The organism is Janthinobacterium sp. GW458P (genome assembly GCF_002127585.1).
GTDB lineage: Bacteria > Pseudomonadota > Gammaproteobacteria > Burkholderiales > Burkholderiaceae_D > Janthinobacterium.
In genome coordinates, this window is the sequence record NZ_NEGZ01000001.1 from 333214 (window position 1) to 354753 (window position 21540).

At 66.0% G+C, this 21540-nt stretch carries 19 protein-coding genes; 17 read left to right on the plus strand and 2 right to left on the minus strand.

Annotated elements, in window-relative coordinates:
- Positions 1–1242: an efflux RND transporter periplasmic adaptor subunit gene (locus tag CBW50_RS01485; RefSeq protein WP_086143847.1), complete on the minus strand. Its 1242-nt coding sequence runs from the start codon at positions 1240–1242 to the stop codon at positions 1–3.
- 380 nt (positions 1243–1622) lie between these two features.
- Between CBW50_RS01485 and CBW50_RS01490 the strand changes: the two genes are divergently transcribed.
- A complete protein-coding gene (locus tag CBW50_RS01490) occupies positions 1623–4145 on the plus strand; it encodes an EAL domain-containing protein (RefSeq protein ID WP_086143848.1) in 2523 nt (840 codons plus the stop codon).
- Here the strand turns inward: CBW50_RS01490 and CBW50_RS01495 are convergent.
- Positions 4142–5122: an endonuclease/exonuclease/phosphatase family protein gene (locus CBW50_RS01495; RefSeq protein WP_086143849.1), complete on the minus strand. Its 981-nt coding sequence runs from the start codon at positions 5120–5122 to the stop codon at positions 4142–4144. The genes CBW50_RS01490 and CBW50_RS01495 overlap by 4 nt on opposite strands.
- A gap of 37 nt (positions 5123–5159) precedes the next feature.
- Here CBW50_RS01495 and ybaK point away from each other — a divergent pair, with 37 nt between their 5' ends.
- The 16 genes from ybaK to CBW50_RS01575 all read left to right on the plus strand — a co-directional run bounded on the left by ybaK (position 5160) and on the right by CBW50_RS01575 (position 21437).
- Positions 5160–5651 carry a Cys-tRNA(Pro) deacylase gene (ybaK, locus tag CBW50_RS01500; protein ID WP_086143850.1) on the plus strand — a complete coding sequence of 164 codons (492 nt, stop codon included), beginning with the start codon at positions 5160–5162 and terminating at the stop codon, positions 5649–5651.
- 97 nt (positions 5652–5748) lie between these two features.
- Complete coding sequence (plsY, locus tag CBW50_RS01505; protein WP_226935415.1) at positions 5749–6393, plus strand: glycerol-3-phosphate 1-O-acyltransferase PlsY; 645 nt, start codon at positions 5749–5751, stop codon at positions 6391–6393.
- 89 nt (positions 6394–6482) lie between these two features.
- Positions 6483–7148: a DsbA family oxidoreductase gene (locus CBW50_RS01510; RefSeq protein ID WP_086143992.1), complete on the plus strand. Its 666-nt coding sequence runs from the start codon at positions 6483–6485 to the stop codon at positions 7146–7148.
- A gap of 70 nt (positions 7149–7218) precedes the next feature.
- On the plus strand, positions 7219–7509 hold the full coding sequence (locus tag CBW50_RS01515; protein WP_086143852.1) for a DUF427 domain-containing protein: 291 nt from the start codon (positions 7219–7221) through the stop codon (positions 7507–7509).
- A 44-nt stretch (positions 7510–7553) separates the two neighbouring features.
- Positions 7554–8513 carry a DUF2157 domain-containing protein gene (locus CBW50_RS01520; RefSeq protein ID WP_086143853.1) on the plus strand — a complete coding sequence of 320 codons (960 nt, stop codon included), beginning with the start codon at positions 7554–7556 and terminating at the stop codon, positions 8511–8513.
- Positions 8510–10171 carry a GDYXXLXY domain-containing protein gene (locus CBW50_RS01525; RefSeq protein ID WP_086143854.1) on the plus strand — a complete coding sequence of 554 codons (1662 nt, stop codon included), beginning with the start codon at positions 8510–8512 and terminating at the stop codon, positions 10169–10171. Before CBW50_RS01520 ends, CBW50_RS01525 begins: the two co-directional genes overlap by 4 nt.
- Positions 10172–10274: 103 nt before the next feature.
- Positions 10275–11519, plus strand: a complete 1245-nt coding sequence (locus CBW50_RS01530) for a metal-dependent hydrolase (RefSeq protein ID WP_086143855.1) — start codon at positions 10275–10277, stop codon at positions 11517–11519.
- Between the two features lie 132 nt (positions 11520–11651).
- The gene (locus CBW50_RS01535; protein WP_086143856.1) at positions 11652–13403 is read left to right on the plus strand and encodes a cation:proton antiporter; all 1752 of its coding nucleotides are present in this window, start codon (positions 11652–11654) and stop codon (positions 13401–13403) included.
- 81 nt (positions 13404–13484) lie between these two features.
- Entirely contained in the window at positions 13485–14393 is a 909-nt protein-coding gene (locus CBW50_RS01540) for an ion transporter (RefSeq protein WP_086143857.1), read from the plus strand.
- 50 nt (positions 14394–14443) lie between these two features.
- Positions 14444–15424, plus strand: a complete 981-nt coding sequence (locus tag CBW50_RS01545) for a 3-oxoacyl-[acyl-carrier-protein] synthase III C-terminal domain-containing protein (protein ID WP_086143858.1) — start codon at positions 14444–14446, stop codon at positions 15422–15424.
- Positions 15425–15434: 10 nt separating this feature from the next.
- Positions 15435–16472, plus strand: coding sequence for an NAD(P)-dependent oxidoreductase (locus CBW50_RS01550; protein WP_086143859.1), 1038 nt, complete (start codon positions 15435–15437; stop codon positions 16470–16472).
- Positions 16465–17295 (plus strand): MBL fold metallo-hydrolase, encoded by an 831-nt coding sequence (locus CBW50_RS01555; protein ID WP_086143860.1) that lies wholly within the window; start codon positions 16465–16467, stop codon positions 17293–17295. Before CBW50_RS01550 ends, CBW50_RS01555 begins: the two co-directional genes overlap by 8 nt.
- Entirely contained in the window at positions 17292–18587 is a 1296-nt protein-coding gene (locus tag CBW50_RS01560) for a F390 synthetase-related protein (protein ID WP_086143861.1), read from the plus strand. Before CBW50_RS01555 ends, CBW50_RS01560 begins: the two co-directional genes overlap by 4 nt.
- 11 nt (positions 18588–18598) lie before the next feature.
- Complete coding sequence (locus CBW50_RS01565; protein ID WP_226935413.1) at positions 18599–19222, plus strand: phosphatase PAP2 family protein; 624 nt, start codon at positions 18599–18601, stop codon at positions 19220–19222.
- Positions 19219–20334, plus strand: a complete 1116-nt coding sequence (locus tag CBW50_RS01570) for a sterol desaturase family protein (protein WP_086143863.1) — start codon at positions 19219–19221, stop codon at positions 20332–20334. Before CBW50_RS01565 ends, CBW50_RS01570 begins: the two co-directional genes overlap by 4 nt.
- Complete coding sequence (locus CBW50_RS01575) at positions 20331–21437, plus strand: acyl-CoA desaturase (RefSeq protein ID WP_253251892.1); 1107 nt, start codon at positions 20331–20333, stop codon at positions 21435–21437. Before CBW50_RS01570 ends, CBW50_RS01575 begins: the two co-directional genes overlap by 4 nt.
- Positions 21438–21540 lie beyond the last annotated feature (103 nt).

Below are 21540 nucleotides of genomic sequence, written 5' to 3' on the forward strand. Positions count from 1 at the left end.
TTAGTCCTTCCGTGCCAGCACGGCTGCCGGCGCGGCGGGGGCGGCTGGTGTCGCTGCTTGCGCGGCGAAGGTGACGCCGTGGCCCGGTTTCACGCCATCGAGTCTGGCGATGATGACTTTCGCGCCCGGCACCAGGCCGGACTTGACCTCGGCGTAGCCCTCGTCCTCGTTGCGCAGGCCCAGGGTGACGGGCTGCGCGACGACCTTGTTGTTCACCAGCGCATACACGACGGGGCCCTGTTTTTCATTGCGCACGGCCGTCAACGGCACCAGCGGCGCCACGGCCGAGCGCTCGGTGACGATGCTGCCCTTGGCGAACATGCCGCCGCGCAGCGCGCCATCGCCATTGTCGACGGCGATGTAGACGAGCATGGCGCGCGAGCCGCTCTCGGTGGTGGGGTTGATGCGCGTGACCTTGCCGGCAAAGTCGCGCGCGCCGAAGCCGTCGACCTTGAAGTGCACGTCCTGGCCGATGCGGATGCGGGGGATGTCCGCGCTGGGCACGGGCGCTTCCAGGGTCAGCTGCGCCAGGTTGACGATGGTATAGACGGGCATGTCGGGCGAGACTTTTTCGCCGGCCTGCAGATGGCGCTTGCTGACGATGCCGGCCATCGGTGCGCGGATCACCGTGTCGGCCAGCGCAATGCGGGCCAGGTCGAGCAGGGCGGCGCTGGACTTGACGCCGGCGCGGGCCAGGTCGACCGAGTTTTGCGTCGTGTCGTAGGCCGTCTGCGAAATGTATTTTTGCTTGAGCAGCGCCTGGCTGTTCGCTTCGTTTTTACTCGCCATGGCCAGGCGCGCCTGCGCTTCGTCGAGCATGGCTTGCTGCTGCGTCAGGCGCGCGCGCTGGTCGGCCGCGTCGAGGCGCACGAGGATTTGCCCGGCCACCACGCTCTGGCCTTCCTGCACGGTGGTTTCATGGATGACGCCCGAGACCTTGGCCTTGATGGTGGCTTGCGTCAGCGGGGCCAGCGAACCGGACAGGGGCAGGCTGATGCTGAGCGCGCGCGCATCGATGGCGGCCACGTCGCCCTGCGCCAGTTCATGCACGGGCGTCCTGGCCTGTTCCTTTTTCTTGCTCGCTTGCTGTTCGGCGGCTTTGGCGGCCTGTTGCTTCGATTGCATGACGGTCCAGCCGCCGCCGGCCAGGCCCAGCACGACCAGGATCAATACGGGGGTGCGCCAGCGCCGGCCGCGCTTGGCTGCAAGGGGGGATGCCGGTGGCAGTGTCTCGTTTTTCATAGGACTCTTCGATGGAGGCGGCGCGAGGGCTCGGCGCCAGGTCTCGGTGCGGACCCGGCCTGTCGCTGGCCGGGGGAATTCGGGTAGCGCATCGCCGTGGCGGCCGCAGGCAGCACGCCTGCCGCTGCGGTCGTTCACGGCGATACGCATGTTGCCACTTTAGGAAGATTCAAGCCCGGCCGCCATCGCCGTGCGACAGAGTGCACAAAAACGGGAATGGAATGCAAAAAACGCCGACCGGAGACCAATACGGCATGCGACGATGCTTGAGCATCGTCAATGAGCCGATTCTCCGGCGCGCAAGAATGGCAGTGATGGTTGCGCCACCGGACGGGCCGCTCGTTCGCCGGTTGCGGTGTGGCCGCGCAACGGGGGGCCTGATGTCTGATCGGATTGCCGCAGCCGCCCCGTCGCCGGGCCGTTTGCTTGCCGCCGCGCCGCAGCCGGGGCCGGCCGCCAGGGCGCTCGATTTGCTGTCCATCATCGTTGCCGCCGTCGAGCAGGCGCCCGGCATGGCCGTGCGCGGCATCGACCGCGACGGTATCGTGCGCTACTGGAGCGCGGGTGCGGCGCGCCTGTATGGCGTGCCGGCCGAACTGGCCCTGGGCCAGGCCTGGGCCGGCGTGGCCGCCGCCTTGCCGCAAGGCCAGGGCGGGTTCGACGATGGCCATGCGGAACTGGCGGCCGTCTGGGACAGCGGCAAGGCGCGCACGGCGCGCCTGTGGCGCCTCGGCACCGATGGCGCCGCGCCGCGCTGCATCCATTCCACCGTGTTTCCCGTCATGGAATCCGGGCGCGTGCGGCAAGTGGTGTGCGTCGACATCGATATCACGGCCAGCGGCCAGGACGGCGCGGCGCAGGGCGCCCTGCTATTGATGGGCGACAATTTTCGCCAGCTGTACGACAAGTCCGCCGACGCCATCGTGCTGCTGCGCGACGAACACATCGCCGAGGCGAATCCGGCCGCCATCGCCCTGTTTCAATGCGAGGACCGGCCCCGCTTGCTGGGACGCCGCCTCAGCGATTTTTCGCCGCTGCGCCAGCCCGATGGCGAACTGTCGGCCTTGCGCGGCGCGCAGCTGGCGGCGCAGGCCCATGCCGACGGCAACTGCCGCTATGACTGGCGCTATCAGACCTGCCTGGGCGAACTGTTCTGGGGCGAAGTGCTGCTCACCTCCGTCACGCTCGACCATAGCTATCTGTTTTACGCCGTGATCCGCGATATTTCTTCCCGCAAACTGGCCGAACAGGCGTGGCACCTGTCGGCGCAGGTGGTGGAACACGCGCGCGAAGCCATCGTCGTGATGGACCCGCAGCAACGCGTCGTCAGCATGAACCCCGCGTACAGCGAGATCAGCGGCTACAGCCCGGACGACATGCTGGGCAAGGCCTTCGTCCCGCACGGCGCGGAAGCGGAGGCGCCGGCGCTGTTCGCGCACGTGTGGCAGGAGGTCGACGCGAACGGTTATTGGCAAGGCGATATCGTGGGCCAGCGCAAGGGGGGCGAGCGCTATCCGGCCTGGCTGTCGCTGACGGCCATCCGTGATTCGCAAGGGCAACTGAGCAACTACATGGCCATCCTCAGCGACATCCGCGAACGCAAGAAGCATGAGGAGCACACGCGCCACTTGGCCGAGCACGATTTCCTCACCGACTTGCCGAACCGGGTGCTGCTGCTGGACCGGCTGTCGCTGGCGCTGGCGGCGGCGCGGCGCAAGCTGAGCATGCTGGCCATCCTGTACCTGGATCTCGACCACTTCAAGCACATCAATGACAGCATGGGCCACCACGTGGGCGACTTGCTGCTCAAGGAAGTGGCGCGCCGCCTGGTGCGCTGCGTGCGCGGCGTCGACACCGTCAGCCGCCACGGCGGCGACGAATTCGTCATCATCCTGGCCGAAGTGGGCGGCATCGACCAGGCGGCGCATGTGGCGGCCAGCCTGCTGCACGCTGTCACGCAGCCCTACCAGCTGGGCGGCTACGAGCTGCAGGTGTCCGCATCGATCGGCGTGGCCATCTTTCCCAGCGACGGCGACAGCATCGACACCCTCGTGCACAACGCCGATGTCGCCATGTACCACGCCAAGGAAGGCGGGCGCAATAATTTCCAGTTTTTTAACGCCGACATGCATGCGCGGATACTCGAGCGTGCCGACCTGGAGCAGGGCTTGCGGGCCGCGCTGGGCCGGGACGAGTTCATGCTGGAATGCCAGCCCGCGCTCGACGTGGCCAGCGGCAAGATCGTTGGCACGGAAGCCTTGCTGCGCTGGCGCCACCCGCAACTGGGCGTGCTGGCGCCCGAACGCTTCCTTGCCGTGGCCGAGGAGTGCGGCTTGATGGTGTCGATCGGAAACTGGGTGCTGCAGCATGCGTGCCGGCGCGCCCGCGCCTGGCACGACGGGGGCCAGGCCTGGTGGGTGTCCGTGAACCTGTCGGCGGCGCAATGCCAGCGCAATCATTTGCTCGACAGCGTGCAGCAAGCGCTGCACCTATCGGGGCTGCCTGCCGTGTGGCTGGAACTGGAGGTGACGGAGGCGCTGCTGATGCAGGGCGGCGCGCGCCTGGCCGACGAGCTGGCGCAGCTGCGCGCGCTGGGCGTGCGGCTGGCCATCGACGACTTCGGCACCGGCTATTCGCGCCTGGCCAATCTGCGCCAGTACCCGGTGGATAAGCTCAAGATCGATCCCTCGTTCCTGCCGGACGCGGTGGACGGGGCCGCCGACGGGGCCGTGGCCGCCACCATCATGGCCATGGCGCGCGAACTGCGCCTGACGGTAATCGCCGAAGGCGTGGAAACGCCGCGGCAGCTGGCGTATCTGCAGGCGCAGGGCTGCCAGCAATACCAGGGGCGCCATGCCAGCGCGCAAGTCGCGGGCAGTGCGCTGGCGATGTTATTGCATTAATCAATATTGCCCAGCAGCTTGACGCGCATCAAGACCTGGCCATGGTCGGATGCTTGCGGCAGACCCAGCAGCAAATGGTCGTTCAGGTAGTTCACGTCGAGCACGGCGCCGATGGCGCGCGGCGAGGCGGGGTGGAAGTGTTCGGAAACGAGGATGTGGTCGATCGTCATGTAGGCGCTGTCGTGGATATTCGTGTAGCCCGCGTGGCGCGCCGCATCCTGGCGCAGGGCGATGGCGTTGGCGTCGTACAGGCGTTCGCGCATTTCCGGCCTGACGCCTTGCGGTGCGCACGGCGCGCCCGCGCCCATGACGATGGACGTGGTGACGGCATTGGCGATGTCGTTGAAGTCGCCCAGCACGATGCGCGGACGGCCGCTGCGGCCCAGTTCGCTAACCAGTACGCGCAGGGCCACGGCTTCCGCGCCGCGCCGCTGCAGCGAGCGCAGGTTGGCCAGCGCGTAAGCGAGCGCGTCGCTGCCCTCGCCATGGCGGTAGTCGGGCCGGCGCGACTTCAGATGCAGCACCACCACGTCGGTCAGTTGTCCGCCGGGCAACATCACCGGCACATGCAGCGGCGCGCGGGCGAAGCGGCAGGGATTGTCGTCGCTGGCGTCGGCTGACAGACTGATGCCGGCGGGAAAGTCCGCATGGGCCACGCCGGGGCCGGCCAGCGGCAAACGCGACACGAGCGCCACGGTCGGCAGCATGCGTCCGGCAATATCCGTCGCATCGTAGCCGGCCAGCGCGGCGTCGCGGTAGCGGCGCGTGCGCGACAGCACGTCGCGCAGGGCCGCCTGCGAGAAAATTTCCTGGAAACCGATCACGTCGGCGTCGAGCAGGTCGATCTGCCGCGCCGTCCACTCCGCCTTGGCCTCGTATTGCGCCGGACTCAACGGATCCAGGTTGTCATACAATTTCGCCCCCGCGGGGGCCAGGTTGCAGACATTGAAGGTGGCAAAGCGGATTTCTTGCTGCATAATTAGGACTCCTCACTGAACGATCAGCGTATCACGCATGGCTAAAAAAGAGCATATTTCCGAAACCCAGGCGACGCAGTTGCTGCGCAAGCATCAAGTTTCCTTTGAAGAACACCCGTATCCGTACGAGGAGCACGGCGGCACCAGCGTCTCGGCGCGCGAACTGGGGGTGCCGGAACATGCGGTGATCAAGACCCTGGTGATGCAGGACGAGGCGGCCAAGCCGCTGATCGTGCTCATGCATGGCGACTGCAAGGTGTCGACCAAGAACCTGGCGCGCGGCATCGGCTGCAAGTCCGTCGAGCCGTGCAAGCCCGAGGTGGCGCAGCGCCATTCCGGCTACATGATCGGCGGCACCTCGCCGTTCGGCACCAAGAAGGCCATGCCCGTCTACGTGGAAGCGTCGATCCTGGAATTGCCGCGCATCTACATCAATGGCGGGCGGCGCGGTTTTCTCGTCTCGCTGGCGCCGCAGGTATTGCTCGACTTGCTCAAGGCCAAGCCGGTGCAGTGCGCGCTGCAGGATTAAGAAAACCAGACGCCACCCTGTCCGTAGGCTGGGCGCTGGTGTATATTCTGCTGCGCCAGCCTCGATGCTGGTGTAATAAACACAATAAAGGGAAGAAATGAATCCAGTAATCACAACCGTGGCAATGACAGTGGCCGCTTACTTGCTCGGCTCGATATCGTTTGCCGTGGTGATGAGCAAGGTCTACGGCATTGCCGATCCGCGCACCTATGGCTCGAAGAATCCGGGCGCCACCAACGTGCTGCGCAGCGGAAACAAGGGCGCCGCCATCATGACCCTGCTGGGCGATGGCGCCAAGGGCTGGCTGGCCGTGTTCCTGGCCGACCACTTTGCCGGCGCGCTGGGCGTGGGCGACACGGCCGTGGCCCTGGTGGCCATCGCCGTCTTCCTCGGCCATTTGTGGCCCGTGTTCTTCCGCTTTGTCGGCGGCAAGGGCGTGGCCACGGCCCTCGGCGTGTTGCTGGGGATCAATCCCTGGCTGGGCCTGGCGACCCTGGCCACCTGGCTGATCATCGCCTACGCCTTCCGCTATTCCTCGCTGGCGGCCCTGGTGGCGGCCCTGTTCGCGCCGTTTTACTACGGCTTGCTGTTCGGCGTCGATCCCATCTTGCTGGCCGTCATCGTCATGAGCGTGCTGCTGGCCTACCGCCACAGCCAGAATATCGCGAACTTGCTCTCTGGCAAAGAAAGCAAGATCGGTGGCAAGAAGGATGCGGCCAAGGCCGCCGTCAAGAAAAAGTAAGCGCTTGATTTCCCGCGGCCCGCACGCATATGCTGTGTTTGCGGCGCCGCGCGGTGCGGCCGCCACCGATCGCGCAAAGGCTGCCCACCATGAGTTCCACTCCCGCCACACCCGTTCCCCTCCGTATCGATGTCGTGTCCGACGTTTCCTGCCCCTGGTGCGTGATCGGCCTGAAATCGCTGGAGCAAGCCTTGGACAAGCTGCACGGCACCGTCCAGGCCGAGATCCACTTCCAGCCCTTCGAGCTGAACGCCAATATGCCGCCCGAGGGCGAGGATGTGAGCGAACACATCGCCCGCAAATACGGTTCCACCCCGGAACAGATGGCGCAATCGCGCGAAGCGATCCGCGCGCGCGGCGAGCAGCTGGGCTTTACCTTTGCCATGGACAAGCGCAGCCGTATCTACAACACCTTCGATGCGCACCGTCTGCTGCACTGGGCCGGGCTGCAAGGACGCCAGAAGGCACTCAAGATGGCGCTGTTCGATGCCTACTTCACGCAGGGACAGAATCCGTCCTCGCACGAGGTGCTGCTGAAAGTCGCGGGCGACGCGGGCCTCGATACCGTGCAAGCGGCCGAGGTGTTGGCGTCGAACGCCTATGCGGACGAGGTGCGCGCGCAGGAGCAGTTCTACCAGCAGAACGGCATCAATTCCGTACCCGCCGTCATCATCAACGAGCGCCACCTGATTTCCGGCGGCCAGCCGCCCGAAGTGTTTGAACAAGCCTTGCGCCAGATCATCGCCGGCGACTGATCCGGGCGCCAATGGCGCGCGCCATGGCAGACTTTTTGCGCTACACTCGGCGCAGAAGGAGGATAGTCAAATGCCAACAGCCAGATGGAATGGCGCCGTCATCGCGCACGCTGCCGACGATCAGGTGCAAGTCGTTGAAAACAATGTGTATTTTCCTTTGTCGGCAGTGACGCAGGCGTACCTGCGCCCTAGCAGCCACACCAGCATCTGCCCCTGGAAGGGCACGGCCAGCTATTACGACCTTGTCGTCGATGGCCAGACGAACGCCAACGCGGCCTGGTATTACCCCCAGCCCCAGGACGCCGCCAGGCAAATTGCCGGCCACGTCGCCTTCTGGCGCGGCGTCAGCGTCGAACGCTGACCCGACTCCCCTGATTTCCCCACCCTTCACACAGAAAGCAGACGATGGATCTACGCCTCGCCGTGTACCAGCTCGCCTCGGAGCATGCGCTCGACGCCCAACAAACCCGGCAGTTGCAGGACGTGGCCGGCTTCCAGCACGAACCGGCGCGCCTGGCCTACTGGCTGCCGCGCGGCGTGGCCGTGCTGGGCGCCGCCTTGCTGGGCATGGGCCTGATTTTCTGGGTGGCCGCCAACTGGGAAGAGCTGGGCCGCATGGGGCGTTTTGCCCTGTTGCAAGGCGTGCTGGCTGCCGCCTGCGTCGGGGCGTTTGCCGTGCCCAAGGCGCGCGTGCCCCTGCTGCTGCTGGCCCTGCTGGCCATCGGCGGCCTGTTTGCGTATTTCGGCCAGACCTACCAGACGGGCGCCGATCCATGGCAATTGTTCGCCCTGTGGGCCGTGCTGGCGTTGCCGCTGTGCCTGGTCGCGCGCAGCGACGTGCTGTGGACGCCGTGGATGCTGATCTTCGCGACGGGCGCCGCCCTGTGGATGCAGGCGCATGCGCAACACAGCTGGCGCATCGATTCGGCCGACCTGACCATTTTCGTCGGCGGCTGGCTGGCCGTGCTGCTCGCATGCGCGTTCGTGTCGCCGTTGCTGGCGCGCTGGACGGGCGCGGGCGTCTGGGCCTTGCGCCTGGGCCTGGTCCTGGCCACCATCCTCATCACGGGCACGGCCGTCACAGCCCTGTTCGGCAGCGAGGTCGGCTCGCCATATTGGGCGGGGCTGGCCTTGCTGGCTGTCGCCGCGACGATGCTGGCCACAAGTCAGTTCTTTGATGTGTTCGGCCTGAGCGCCGTGGCGCTGGGCGTCAACACCCTGCTGGTGGGCGGCCTGGCGCGTGCCCTGCTTAGCGGCGGTGGCGATGGTGTCGGCAAGCTGGTCATGCTGGGCCTGGCCGCCGCCGTGCTGCTGGCGCTGACCGTGCAAGGCATTTTGTGGCGCGCGCGCCAGGAGGCGGCATGAGCAATATCAACAGTCAACGGGCCGATGCGCTCGCCACCCTGATCGGCGACGCCACGCGCGCCGGCCTGTTGCCGGCTGGTACTAGCCGACCGCGACAGGACGTGCGGCCGTGGCCGCTGGTGCTGATGACGGCCTTCGGCGCCTGGCTGGCCGCCATCCCCCTGGTCGTGGCGCTGGGCGTGGGCCTGGAAAGCGTCGTGCGCCACGGCCCCGGCGCCTATGTCGTGGCCGCCATCGTGCTGGCGGCGGCCGTGCTGCTGATCCGCGCGCGCGGCGTGGTGCTGTTCGTCGAGCAGCTGGCCGTGCCCTGCCTGCTGGTGGGCGGCGCTTTGCTCGGCTATGCGCTGTTCCGCGATTATTCGGCACAGATGGCTTCATTGCTGCTGTGTGCGGCCTGCCTGCTGGTGGCCGCCGCCTTGCCGCGCGACTGGCTGCGCGTACTGCTGGGCGTGGTCGCCTGCGGCTTGCTGGCGCTGGGCATCGTCGACAGCGGGCGCGACTGGATTTTCGCGAACGACCCCACGCAGCTGTACCTGGCCTGGATGCTGGCCCTCGCATGCTGGCTGGCCGTCCACTGGCTGCAAAAGCAGGCGTTCAACGACGGCCGCGGCGCGCCCGTCGCCGCCTTCCTGGAGTCGCTGTCGACGGGGTGGGTATTGGCCATCTTGCTGGGACTGGTCTTCTGGTCCGGCATGACCTTCATGCTGGGCGCTGCCTTGGGCGGCGGCTTCACGGGCGAAGTGGCGCGCGAAGTGGCCCGGCACCAGGCCGGCGCCTGGTATGCGCAAGCCTTGAACGGCGTGTCGCTCGTGCTGGCCACGGCGGCGGCCGCCTGGACGGGCTGGCGCTGGCCGGCGCTGCGCCAGCTGCCCGCCATCGGCGTGGGCCTGGTGCTGATCGTGCTGTCCTGGTTCATGCCGGCGCTGGGCCCCGTGCTGCTGATCCTCGGGTATTGTTTGACGAGCGGGCGCACGCGCGTGTCCGTGGCGGCCGCGCTGGCGGCGGCGTGGGTCATCGGCAGCTTTTATTACCAGCTGGCCTGGCCGCTGGCCAGCAAGGCGGCGCTGCTGGCCGTGGCCGGCGCGCTGCTGTGCGCGCTGTCGTGGCTGGCCACGCGCGGCGCCGTGCTGCACCTGGTGGAAAGCACGCCGGCCGGCGTGGCGGTCGAACGCCGCTTCTTGCGCCTGGGCGTGCTGGGCGGCTTGCTGCTGGTGTTGCTCGTCGCCAATGGCGGCATCTGGCAGAAAGAGCAGCTGATCGCCAAGGGCGAGGCCATCTTCGTGGCGCTGGAGCCCGTCGACCCCCGTTCGCTGATGCAGGGCGATTACATGCGCCTCAATTTCGTCAACCTGGGTGTCCTGAGCACATTGGCCAGCGTGGAGCGGGCGCCGGGCCGGCCCCTCGTCGTGGCCAGGCGCGATGCACGGGGCGTGGCCGAACTGCTGCGCCCGTACACCAAAGAGGCGCTGGCGCCCGGCGAATTCCTGCTTGAGCTCACGCCGAAGGATGGCCGCTGGGTGCTGGTCAGCGATGCCTGGTTCTTCAAGGAGGGCGAGGCGGCGCGCTGGGAAAAGGCCCGTTACGGCGAATTCCGCGTCCTGCCCGATGGCCGCGCCTTGCTGGTGGGCATGCGTGGGGAAGATTTACAGGCGCTGTAGCCGCGTGATTGAACAAACCCAATGGCAGAATCCGGGGGGCGTACCCTGAGGGTAGGACCCCGGCCTTTGCTCTTGAGGTGGCCGCATCCTGTAAAATTGCCCGATGGATAATATTACGCATTCGGTCATCGGCCTCGGGGTCGGCGAACTGGTACACCGCAGCCTGCCGCCCGAGCCGCAGCCCCCCGCCCAGCGCACCCGGCGCGCGCTGTTTCTGTTTACGGCCTGGTTCGCCAGCAATGCGCCGGACCTGGACCTGGTCCTCACGAAACTGCTGCCGCGCCCGTTCGGCTACATGCTGCACCACCGTGGCCACACGCATACATTGCTGCTGGCCTTGCCGCAGGCGCTGCTGTTGCTGGCCCTGTTGTGGCTGCTGTGGCCCGGCGCGCGCCGGCTGCTGAAAAGCAGCGTGCCTGCCCGCATCGGCCTGGCGGCCTGTCTGCTGCTGGGATTCTGCTTGCACATGGGCATGGATTTCCTCAATTCCTATGGCTTGCACCCGTTTTACCCGTTCAACAGCCGCTGGCTGTATGGCGACATGGTCTTCATCGTCGAGCCCATGTTCTGGGTGCTGCTGGGCGTGCCCGTGATCATGTCCTTGCGCTATGGCATCGTCAAAAGCGTGCTGCTGGCGGGATTGGCGGCGGCCCTGTGTTTCTTCACCTATAAGACCTATCTGGCGCCCGCCGCGCTGGCTGTCTTGCTGGGGCTGGGCGTGGTGCTGGCCGTGCTGCAAGGGCGGGCCGGCGAGCGGGGGCGGCGTCCGCTGCTGCTGGCCTTTGCGCTGGCCGCCAGCTTCATCGGCGCGCAGGGCGTCGCTTCGGCCATCGGCCGCAGCCGCATCGACGCGGCCGTGCAGCGGCTGGACCCCGGCACGCGCGTGTGGGACGTGGCGATGACGGCGTTTCCCAGCAATCCATTGTGCTGGATCTATGTGTCGCTCGACAGCAAGACGGACGTGTATACGCTGCGGCGCGGGACCCTGAGCCTGCTGCCCGGGGCGCTGGCGCCCGCCGCCTGCCCGGCCGGCCTGGCGGAAACCAGCAAGCAAGGCCGGCAACTGGCGCCCGGCATCGCCGTGTCGGCCCAGGCGGCGGGCAGCCTGGCCGCCTTGCGCGCCTTGCAGGAAGAGAATTGCTATGTCGACGCCTGGTTCCGCTTTGCCCGCATGCCCCGATTGAATGCGGACAAGCTGACGGACGTGCGTTTCAACCCCGGCATGTTGCCCAACTTTACGACCGTGGAACTGCAGCAATTCCGCAGCCGCCCGTGTCCCGCCTACGTGCCGGGCTGGGACCGCCCCCGCGCGGATATGCTGACGGTGCCGAAACAGGGCGAACGATAAGGAGCATGTTGCCCTGTGGAAAAAAATCGCATGTACACTTACTGCGCCGTGGCCGTGCATGCGACAATTGCCAATTCGGCATAGATGCTATCCTTGCCATTTTTAATACTTTGACGATTATTTAGGATACCCTTGGAAGAGCAGCACGCCTTACCGTATCTGCGAGAAACCCTGCTGTTTCTCGCCCTGGCCGGGATTTTTATTCCGTTATTGCAACGCCTGAAGGTCAACCAGGTGCTCGGCTTCCTGGCCGTGGGCGCCTTGTTCGGCCCGTTCGGCTTCGGCCTGTGGGCCGGCGAATTCACGTGGCTGACGTATTTCTCGTTCGTCCGCGCCGAGCAGGTCAGCGGCCTGGCCGAACTGGGCGTGATGTTTTTGATGTTCATGATCGGCCTGGAACTGTCGACGGAACGCCTGTGGGCGCTGCGGCGCTGGGTGTTTGGCGCGGGCGTGGGGCAGGTGGCCGTCAGCGCCTGCCTGATCGGCGCCGTCGCGTATTACTTCGGCCTGTCGCTGGAAGCGTCCATCGTGCTGGGCCTGGTGCTGTCGCTGTCGTCCACGGCCGTGGTGATGCAGCTGCTGACGGACCAGCGCTCGCTGCAGACCCCGGCCGGCCAGGCGGGCTTTTCCATTCTGATGTTCCAGGATCTGATGGTGGTGCCGCTGTTCATCCTGATCGATGTGTTTGCCAGCGGGCGCAGCGACGACCTGGCGTATCTGCTCAGTTTTGCGGCCGTGAAATCGGCGGGCGCCATCCTGCTGATCTACCTGCTCGGACGCCGCGTGATCCGTCCGCTGTTCCAGTTTTTCGTCAAGAAACGCCAGCCCGACGTGTTCATGGCCTTGACCTTGCTCAGCACCCTGGGCATCGCGGGATTGACCTACCTGGCCGGCCTGTCGATGGCGCTGGGGGCCCTGCTGGCGGGCTTGCTGCTGGCGGAGACGGAATTTCGCCACGAAGTGGAAGTGACGATCGAGCCCTTCAAGGGTTTGCTGATGGGTTTGTTCTTCATGTCGGTGGGCATGCAGATCGACGTGCGCGAAATCCTCAAGTCGCCCGTGCTGATTCCGCTGGCCGTGCTGAGCCTGTTTGCGCTGAAAACCCTCGTCATCAGCGTAATTTTCCGCATCGGCGGCTTTCACTGGGGGCGCGCCGTGGAAACGGGCGTGCTGCTGGGGCAGGGCGGCGAATTTGCCTTCATCGTCGTCGCGTATGCGCTGGGCACAAAACTGATCGGCCCGCAGGTGGCGCAGTTCGTCATGCTGGTGGTGGGCCTGAGCCTGTTCGCCACGCCGGCGCTGGCGAAAGCGGCGCGCGCCTTCGGCAACTGGTGGGAAAAACGCCACCACCATCAGCTGGCCGACCTGGCGCACGGCGCACCGCCGCCGCAGGGCAGCACCGTCATCATCGCCGGTTTCGGCCGCGTGGGGCAGTTGCTGGCCAAGGTGCTGACGGAACAGGATATCGCCTATGTGGCGATCGAGAATGATGCGCGCCTGGTGACGACCCTGCATCCGCGCGGCTTTCCCGTGTATTTCGGCGACGCGTCGCGCGCGGAACTGTTGCAAAAGGTCAATGCGGACCGGGCCGCGGCCGTCGTGCTGACCATGGACCACGCGGCGTCCGTCCTGCATGCCGTCAAATCGATCCGCCGCGAGTATCCGCTGCTGCCCGTGTATGCGCGCGCCCGCGACGAGGCGCACGCGGTGGCCCTGATACAGGCGGGCGCCACCCTGGTCGTGCCCGAGGCGCTGGAATCGGCGCTGCAGCTGACGGCCACCGTGCTGCACGAGGTGGGCCTGTCGGAAGCGCGCACGAGCGACATCGTGCAGGCCGAGCGCGACCGGCGTAATGCCGTCTTGCTGGCGAAGAAGCTGTCGTAATGCAAACTGTAGCGCAATCGTGCGTGTCGCCGTGCTTTGTCAATTATCTATACAATAATAGTATATGAGCACACTACCCACATGAAGGCCGCGACGAAGAGCGGGGCGGCCCCGTTGACGCCGCAACAGATTGCCGCGCAGGAAACGCAACAGAAATATGGCAAGCCCGAGCGGGGCTGGCGCGAAAAGATGTACACCGTCATCTTCGAGGCGGAGACGCGCACGGGCCGCGCCTTCGACCTGGCGCTGATCGCCGCCATCCTGATCAGCGTCACCGTGGTCGTGCTCAGCAGCGTCGCCTCGGTGGCCGAGCGCTACGGCGCCTGGCTGACGGCGCTCGAATGGTTTTTCACCATCCTGTTTACCATCGAATATTTCGCCCGCCTGTCGTGCCTGCAGCACCCGGTGCGCTACGCCAAGAGTTTTTTCGGCATTATCGACTTGCTGGCCATCGTGCCGACCTACATCGGCTTGCTGTTGCCGGGCGCGCACGTGCTGATCGATGTGCGCATCCTGCGCCTGCTGCGCATGTTCCGTATCCTCAAGCTGACCTCCTACGTGCATGAATACACGGTGCTGGGACGCGCTTTGCTGGCCAGCCGGCGCAAGATTCTCATTTTCTTGTCTTTCGTCATGATGGTGGTCTTTCTGCTTGGTACTGTGATGTATGTCGTGGAAGGACCGGAGAACGGCTTCAGCAGCATTCCCACGTCGATATACTGGGCCATCAGCACCATGACGACGGTGGGCTTTGGCGATATCACGCCAAAGACCGATTTCGGGCGCACGATCGCCTCGATGATGATGTTGCTGGGCTGGGGCATCCTGGCAGTGCCTACCGGCATTATCAGCGCCGAAATGACGGTACAACGCAGTTCCAAGCTCGTTACCACGCGAACCTGCCCTACGTGCCTGAAGGAAGGGCTCGATGACGACGCCAATTTCTGTAAGAACTGCGGCGTCAGGCTGCCGCCGCTGGCACTCGATTGAGCGTGTCCCATTAACCGCATTTTTTACATTTAACCTATATAAAGGCCAACATGATTCCAGTTCGCCTGATCGCGACGGGCAAAGCCGTGCCCTCGCATAGCGTGACGTCCGCCAGCCTGGACCTGAAACTGGGCCACCCGCCCGGCTATACCCAGCGCAAGAGCGGCGTGCTGTCGCGCTTTGTCGCCGCACCCGACGAGTCGCAAAGCCAGCTGGGCGCCGCCGCCCTGCGCGACGCGCTGAAGAACGCCAGCCTGCGCCCGGCCGATATCGACCTCCTGATCTGCGCCTGCGGCGTGCCCGAGCAAGCCTTGCCAAACACGGCCTGCTTCGTTGCCGAACATGCCGGCTTGCCGCCAGGCACGCAAAGTTTCGACGTCAACGCCAGCTGTCTCAGCTTCATGGCCGCGTTCCGCGTGGCCGCGTCGATGCTGGCGGGCGGCGCCTACCGGCGCATCGCCATCGTCTCGTCCGATCTCGCCTCGCGCGGGGTCGACTGGAGCGAGCCGGAAGCGTCGATGATCTTCGGCGACGGCGCCGCCGCCGTCATCGTCGAGCGGGGCGATGGCAGCGCCGGCATCCGCGCCTACAAGATGGGCACGTATCCGGAAGGGCGCCGCTACTGCGAAATCCGCGGCGGCGGCACCGAGCGCAACCCGCGCAACGGCTGCGAGCCGGGCGACTATCTGTTCCGCATGGATGGCAAGGCCGTATTCCGCCTGGCTCTCAAGGTGATGCCGGATTTCCTTGAGGAATTAATGCAGGAATCGGGCGCGGGGCTGGAAAAGGTCGACGTGGTCGTGCCGCACCAGGCCAGCCCGCTGGGTCTCGCGCATGCGGCGCGCATTCTCGACGTTCCCGATGCTAAAATCATCAAGATCTTTGAAAACCATGGCAACCAGGTGGCCGCGTCCCTGCCCACGGCCCTGCACGAGGCGGTAATGACGGGGCGCGCCGTGGCCGGCCAGCGTTTGCTGATGATGGGGACGGCTGCGGGCCTGACCATCGGCGGCATGATCGTCGATTTATGAGGGTGAAGTGATGAGGCGGATACTGGTCACGGGGGCGACGGGCGGGCTGGGGCGCAATGCCGTGCGCACCTTGCTGGCGCAGGGCGTGGAAGTGCGCGCCACCGGCCGCAATGCCGCCGTGGGCCGCGAACTGGAACGCATGGGCGCGCAGTTCGTGGCGCTTGATCTGGCGCAAGCGACGCCGCGCCAGGTCGATGAGCTGGTGCGCGGCATGGACACCGTCTGGCACTGCGCCGCGCTGTCCTCGCCGTGGGGCCCGGAGCGCGACTTCATCGCCGCCAATGTCACGGCCACGGGCCAGCTGCTGCGCGCGGCCGCCAGCCAGCACGTGGAGCGCTTCGTGCACATTTCCACCCCGGCCATCTATTTCGATTACCACCACCGCTACGACGTGCCGGAAACCTTCCGTCCCGACGCCTTCGTCAACGCCTATGCGCGTTCCAAGGCGATGGCGGAAAAGCTGGTGCAGGAGTCGGTCGAGCGCCACAGCGGCATGACCTGCGTGATCCTGCGCCCGCGCGCCATCTTCGGCCCGCACGACCAGGTGCTGATCCCGCGCCTGGCGCGCGTGCTGCAGGAGCGCGGCGGCAAGCTGCCGCTGCCTAACGGCGGCGCGGCCACCATTGACGTCACCTATGTCGACAACGTCGTGCATGCGATGTGGCTGGCCACCGTGCACAAGACCGTGCAGTCGGGCGCCGCCTTCAACATCACGAACGGCGAGCCGGCGCGCCTGTGCGACATCCTGCGCACCTTGTTTTGCGAGCACCTGCAGCAGCCGTTCGAAATCGTCAGCATGCCGTACCGCGTGCTGGCGCTGGCGGCTCGCCTGATGCAGTTCGCCTCGCGTTTTACGCGCCGCGAACCGGCGCTGACGCCCTACAGCATCGGCGCGCTCAGTTTCGACATGACGCTCGACAGCGCCAAGGCGCGCAAGGTGCTCGGTTACCGTCCCGTCGTCAGCCTGCAGGACGGCATCGCCCGCACGGCGCAGTGGATGCGCCAGGAAGCGGCGGCGCACAAGGTGGGCAAGGAGCGCAATGGCTAGCATCACCGCGTTTCGCGTCGGCCACTGCACCCATCCGTCCTGCATGGTCCTGAAAGGCAGCGGGCTGGCCAGCCGCTGCTTCCCCTCGCGCGCCTATCTGATCGAAACGCGCGCGGGCCTGTACCTGTGGGACACCGGTTACGCCGAACACTTCCGCGCCGCCACGTCGAAAGGGGTGTACCGCATGTACGCGTGGGTTACGCCGATATCGTTTGACGAGAATGAATCGCTGCACGGCCAGCTGCGCGCGCATGGCGTATCGCCCGGCGACATCCACACCCTGCTGCTGTCGCACTTCCACGCCGACCATATCGCCGGCCTGCGCGACTTTCCCGGCGCGCGGCTGATGGCCTCCAGAACGGGCTGGGACGCCGTGCGGGGCCTGTCCGGCGTGGCCGCCGTGCGCCAGGCCTTCGTGCCCGAGCTGCTGCCGCCGGACATCGCGGATCGTCTCGATTTCGTCGAAAGCGTGCCCGAGACGGCCTTGCCGGCGGCCCTGCTGCCGTTTACGCACGGGCGCGACGTCAGCGGCACGGGCGAAATCTACATCGTCGGCCTGCCCGGCCACGCCATCGGCCATCTGGGCGCCTTCGTGCTGCAGGACGGCGGCTGGACCCTGCTGGCGTCCGACGCGGCCTGGGTGCCGGAAAGCTTCCAGCAGCTGCGCGGACCGTCGGAATTGTCCTTCCTCATCCAGCACAAGCGCGCGCCGTACTTTGCCACCCTGAACCGGCTGCACCAGCTGCACCGGTCGGGCAATGCGCAGATCCGCATCACGCATGAAGATACCAACGATTATTTGCCTGTGGCGGGCCGCCCGTGAAGCGTATTGTCTGGCTGTTATTGTCGTACTGGCGCACGCGCCGCCTGCATTTTGCTGACCGCGCGCAGCTGGAACGTTACCAGCAGCGGCAGCTGGCGCGTTTCGCCGATGTGCTGGGCGCGCGCAGCCGCTACTTTGCGCCATACCGGGCGTTGCCGCTCGATGCCTGGCCCACCATGAACAAGGCGCTGATGCTCGAGCATTTCGACGCCATGAACACCGAGGGTGTGACGTTGACGCAGGCGATGGAGGCGGCCATGGCGGCCGAGCATAGCCGCGACTTCACGCCGGCCGTGGGCGACATCACGGTGGGCCTGTCGTCCGGCACCTCGTCGCGGCGCGCCGTATTTACCGTCAGCTCCCGCGAAAAGGCCCAATGGGCGGGCGTGATGCTGGCCAAGGCGCTGCCCGACGGCCTGTTTTCCGGCGAAAAGGTGGCGCTGTTCCTGCGCGCGAACAGCAATCTGTACACGGCCGTGCGCTCGCCATGGCTGACGTTTGCCTTCTACGATCTGTTCGAACCGTTCGACAGCCTGTGCGCGCAGCTTGCGCAATATCAGGCAACTGTGATCGTCGCGCCGGCCCAGGTGCTGCGCCAGCTGGCCTTGCGTGTCATCGATGGCAGCCTGGCGCTGGCGCCGAAAAAAGTCATCTCCGTGGCCGAAGTGCTGGAAGCGCAGGACCGCGCCCTGATCGCGCAGGCGTTTGGCACCGTGCACGAGATCTACCAGGCCACCGAGGGTTTTCTTGCCAGCAGCTGCGAGCACGGCGTGCTGCACCTGAACGAGGAATACGTGCACATCGAGCCGCAGTGGCTTGATGCGGAACAAAGGCGCTTCGTGCCCGTGATTACCGATTTTACGCGCATGACGCAGCCCATCGTGCGCTACCGCCTCGACGATATCCTGATTGCGCGCGCCACGCCATGCCCGTGCGGCCGCGCCACGCGCGCCATCGACGGCATCGAAGGACGCTGCGACGACATGCTGCTGCTTCCCTCTGCATGCGGCGGCGCCCCCGTCGCCGTGTTTGCCGACGTCCTGACGCGGGCGTTCGCGCAAGCCTTGCCGGCGGACGCCGACTACCGCCTGCTGCAGTCGGGCGACAACGCCCTGCAGCTGCATGCGGCCCTGGACGACGCGGGCCTGGCCGCCCTGCGCGCCCATCTTGACGCGGTGCTGCGCGGCCTGGGCGTGGCCGTCGACAGCCTGGCCTGGACGACGAGCGGCGAACTGCCTCCCTTTGACCCCACCATGAAACGGCGCCGCATCCGGCGCCTTGCCAGCGCATGAATCACTCTTCCATGACTTTGACTTCCCGCCTGCTGCATTTGCTGGCCGGCTGGGGCAGCGTCGGCCTCGTGTATTTTTCCAGCGATGTGCTGCAAGGGCAGGGGGTACTCCTGCCGGAAACAGCGCTGGACCGCGCGATACCCTACACGGATGCCGCCATCTGGCTGTACCTGTCCTTCTTTCTCCTGATTCCCTACGCCTACCTGGCGGCCGACGCGGCGCGCGTGCGCTGGCTGGCGCGCGCGATGGCGCTTTCCGCGCTGGCCTGCGGCGTGGTGTTCCTGCTGTATCCGAGCACGCTCGCGTATCCGCCCGTGGGTGATGGTCATGCCTGGAGCACGCAGGCGCTGCGCCTGCTGCAGGCGGCGGACTCCGCGCAAAATTGCCTGCCCTCGCTGCATGGCGCCCTGACATTGCTGTGCGTGTGGGCTTTATGCGACAAGCGCCACCTGCTGCGCTCCGCGCTGGCCATGCTGCTGGGCGTGGCCATCTGCTACGCCATCATCGCCCTGCGCCGGCACGTGAGCATCGACCTGGCCGCCGGCCTGGCCGTGGGCGTGGCGGGCGGCATGTTGGCGAAAATGCAGGTATTCTGGGCAGCCCGCCGCACCGTTTCCATAAAAGCCGCATCATGATGAATCCCTTTGCCCTTTCTTTCCTTGTCATGCTGGCCTTCGTGCTGGCCGAACTGCTGATCCTCAAATGGGTGCGCCAGACGCCCGTGCCGTGGAAAGACGTCGTCTTCAACCTCAATTCCGGCCATATCCTGATGTGGGTGTTCCGCGGCGTGGAAGTGGCGGCGTTCGCCCTGCTGCTGCGCCATGTGAACCTGCACCTCGTCGATCAGTGGCCCGTGGCCGCGCAATGGGCGTTCGCTTTTTTTGCCTGGGATTTGTGCTTTTACTGGATGCACCGCCTGCACCATAAAATTCCGCTGCTGTGGGCCGTGCACGTGGTGCACCACCAGGGCGAACATTTCAACCTGTCGCTGGGCGTGCGCAATTCCTGGTATTCGTCGCTGACGAATTTCCCCTTCATCGCCATCCTGGCCGTGCTGGGCGTGCCGCTGGAAATCTTCCTCGTCGTCTCGTCCCTGCATTACACGGTGCAGTTCTACAATCACAATGCGCTGGTGAACAAGTCCGGCATCCTCGACAAATTCATGGTCACGCCCTCGCACCACCGGGTCCACCATGGCACCGATAAACGCTACATCAACCGCAATTTCGGCGGCACCCTGTTGATCTGGGACAAACTGTTCGGCAGCTTCCAGCCCGAACTCGAGGGCGTGGAAATGCGCTATGGCGTGAAGGGCATGACACCCACGCACAATCCGCTGCTGGCCAGCAACGGCAAACTGTTCAAGTGGCTGCGCGCGCGCTTTCCCCACTGGCAGTCGCGCGGCACTTTCGAGGTGCCCGAGCTGTTCATCGGCATCGGCGGCGTGATCCTGTTTGGCCTGGTGATCTATTACGTCAACCACGAAGCGGTGCTGGCCGGCGCGCAGCAGGCCATCCTGTTCGCGCTGATCTTTGGCGGCACGCTGGCGCTGGGCGGCCTGTCGGACGCGCGCCGCTGGGGCGCCATCGCCTGGGTGCTCATCGCCTTCGCCATGCCCGTGCTGTTCCTCGGCTGGTATGGCGCGCGCGACGCGTGGGGCATGGTGTTTTTGGCCGCGCTGCTGGCGCATGGCTTCGATGGCGCGCGCCGCCTGTGGTGGCCGGCCGCGGCGGGGACGCGCGCGTGAGCCAGCTTCCCCCGCTGCGCTTTCAGCCCGCCCGCGATTCCGCCTTCCGCCGCGAACTGCGCGCGCGCGCCGATGCCTACCTGGCGGCCGAGGGAAAACACCGCTTTGGCGATGCGCGCCTGCATGCGAAAACCGTCTTCCTGGCCGCCCTGACGGCGGGGCTGTATGCGCTGGCCTTGAGCGCCGGCAGCACCTGGCCGTTTGTCGCTGCCTATGTCGCCTGCCTGGTGGCGGCCATGACGCTGGCCATGAATACCCTGCACGACGCGGCCCACAGCGCCGTCTTCCGCCAGGGACGCCTGAATCGCATCCTGATCCGCCTGGTGGGCTTGCCCGTGGGCGTGGACACGGATTTCTGGACCATCCGCCATGTGCACTTTCATCACACGTATGCCAACGTGGAAGGCTATGACCTCGACACGGAACCGAACCCTTTCCTGCGCCAGACGCCGTTTCAACGCTGGTCGCCCCAGTACCGCTATCAATACCTGTACTGGCCCGTGGTGGCGGCCCTGTCGCTGCCTTACCTGAACTGGTATGGCGACTGGCTGGACCGCTTCGGCAAGACGCCCGTGGCCGCGCACAGCCGCCTGCAGGGCTGGCGCGGCTGGCTGTCGTTCCTGGGCTGGAAGGTGGGCCACGTGGCGCTGGTGCTGGCGCTGCCCATGTGGGTGCTGCAGCAGCACGGCATCGGCTGGGGCGTGGTGCTGGGCGCGTATTTCCTGGGCCAGATGCTCGCCTCGTGCGCGCTGGTGGCGCTGATTCTCGGCACGCACTGGGCCGAAGTGGAATTTTTCCAGCCGGGCCAGGACGGCACCTTGCCGCACGACTGGTACCAGCACACGTTTTACACGGCCTGCGACTGGACGCCGAAACCGCGCGCGCTGCGCTGGCTCGGCTACTGGCTCGGCGGCCTGAATCTGCACCTGACGCACCATTTGTTCCCTACCTGGAGCCACCGCCACTACCCGGCGCTGGCGCGCATCCTGGCCGAACTGGCGCCGCGCCACGGCCTCGTCTACCGCGAACTGGGCTACGGCCAGCTGCACGCCTCGCAGCAAGCCTTCCTGCGCGCCATGGGCCAGCCGCCGACACAGTCCTGATGAATCGTGCTTGACTGGGTTTCTCTTCTGTCTTACATTTCTGTAACGACAGAAATAAGAGAAAATCATGAAATCAAGAACGCCTGACAGAACCGTAGCGAGC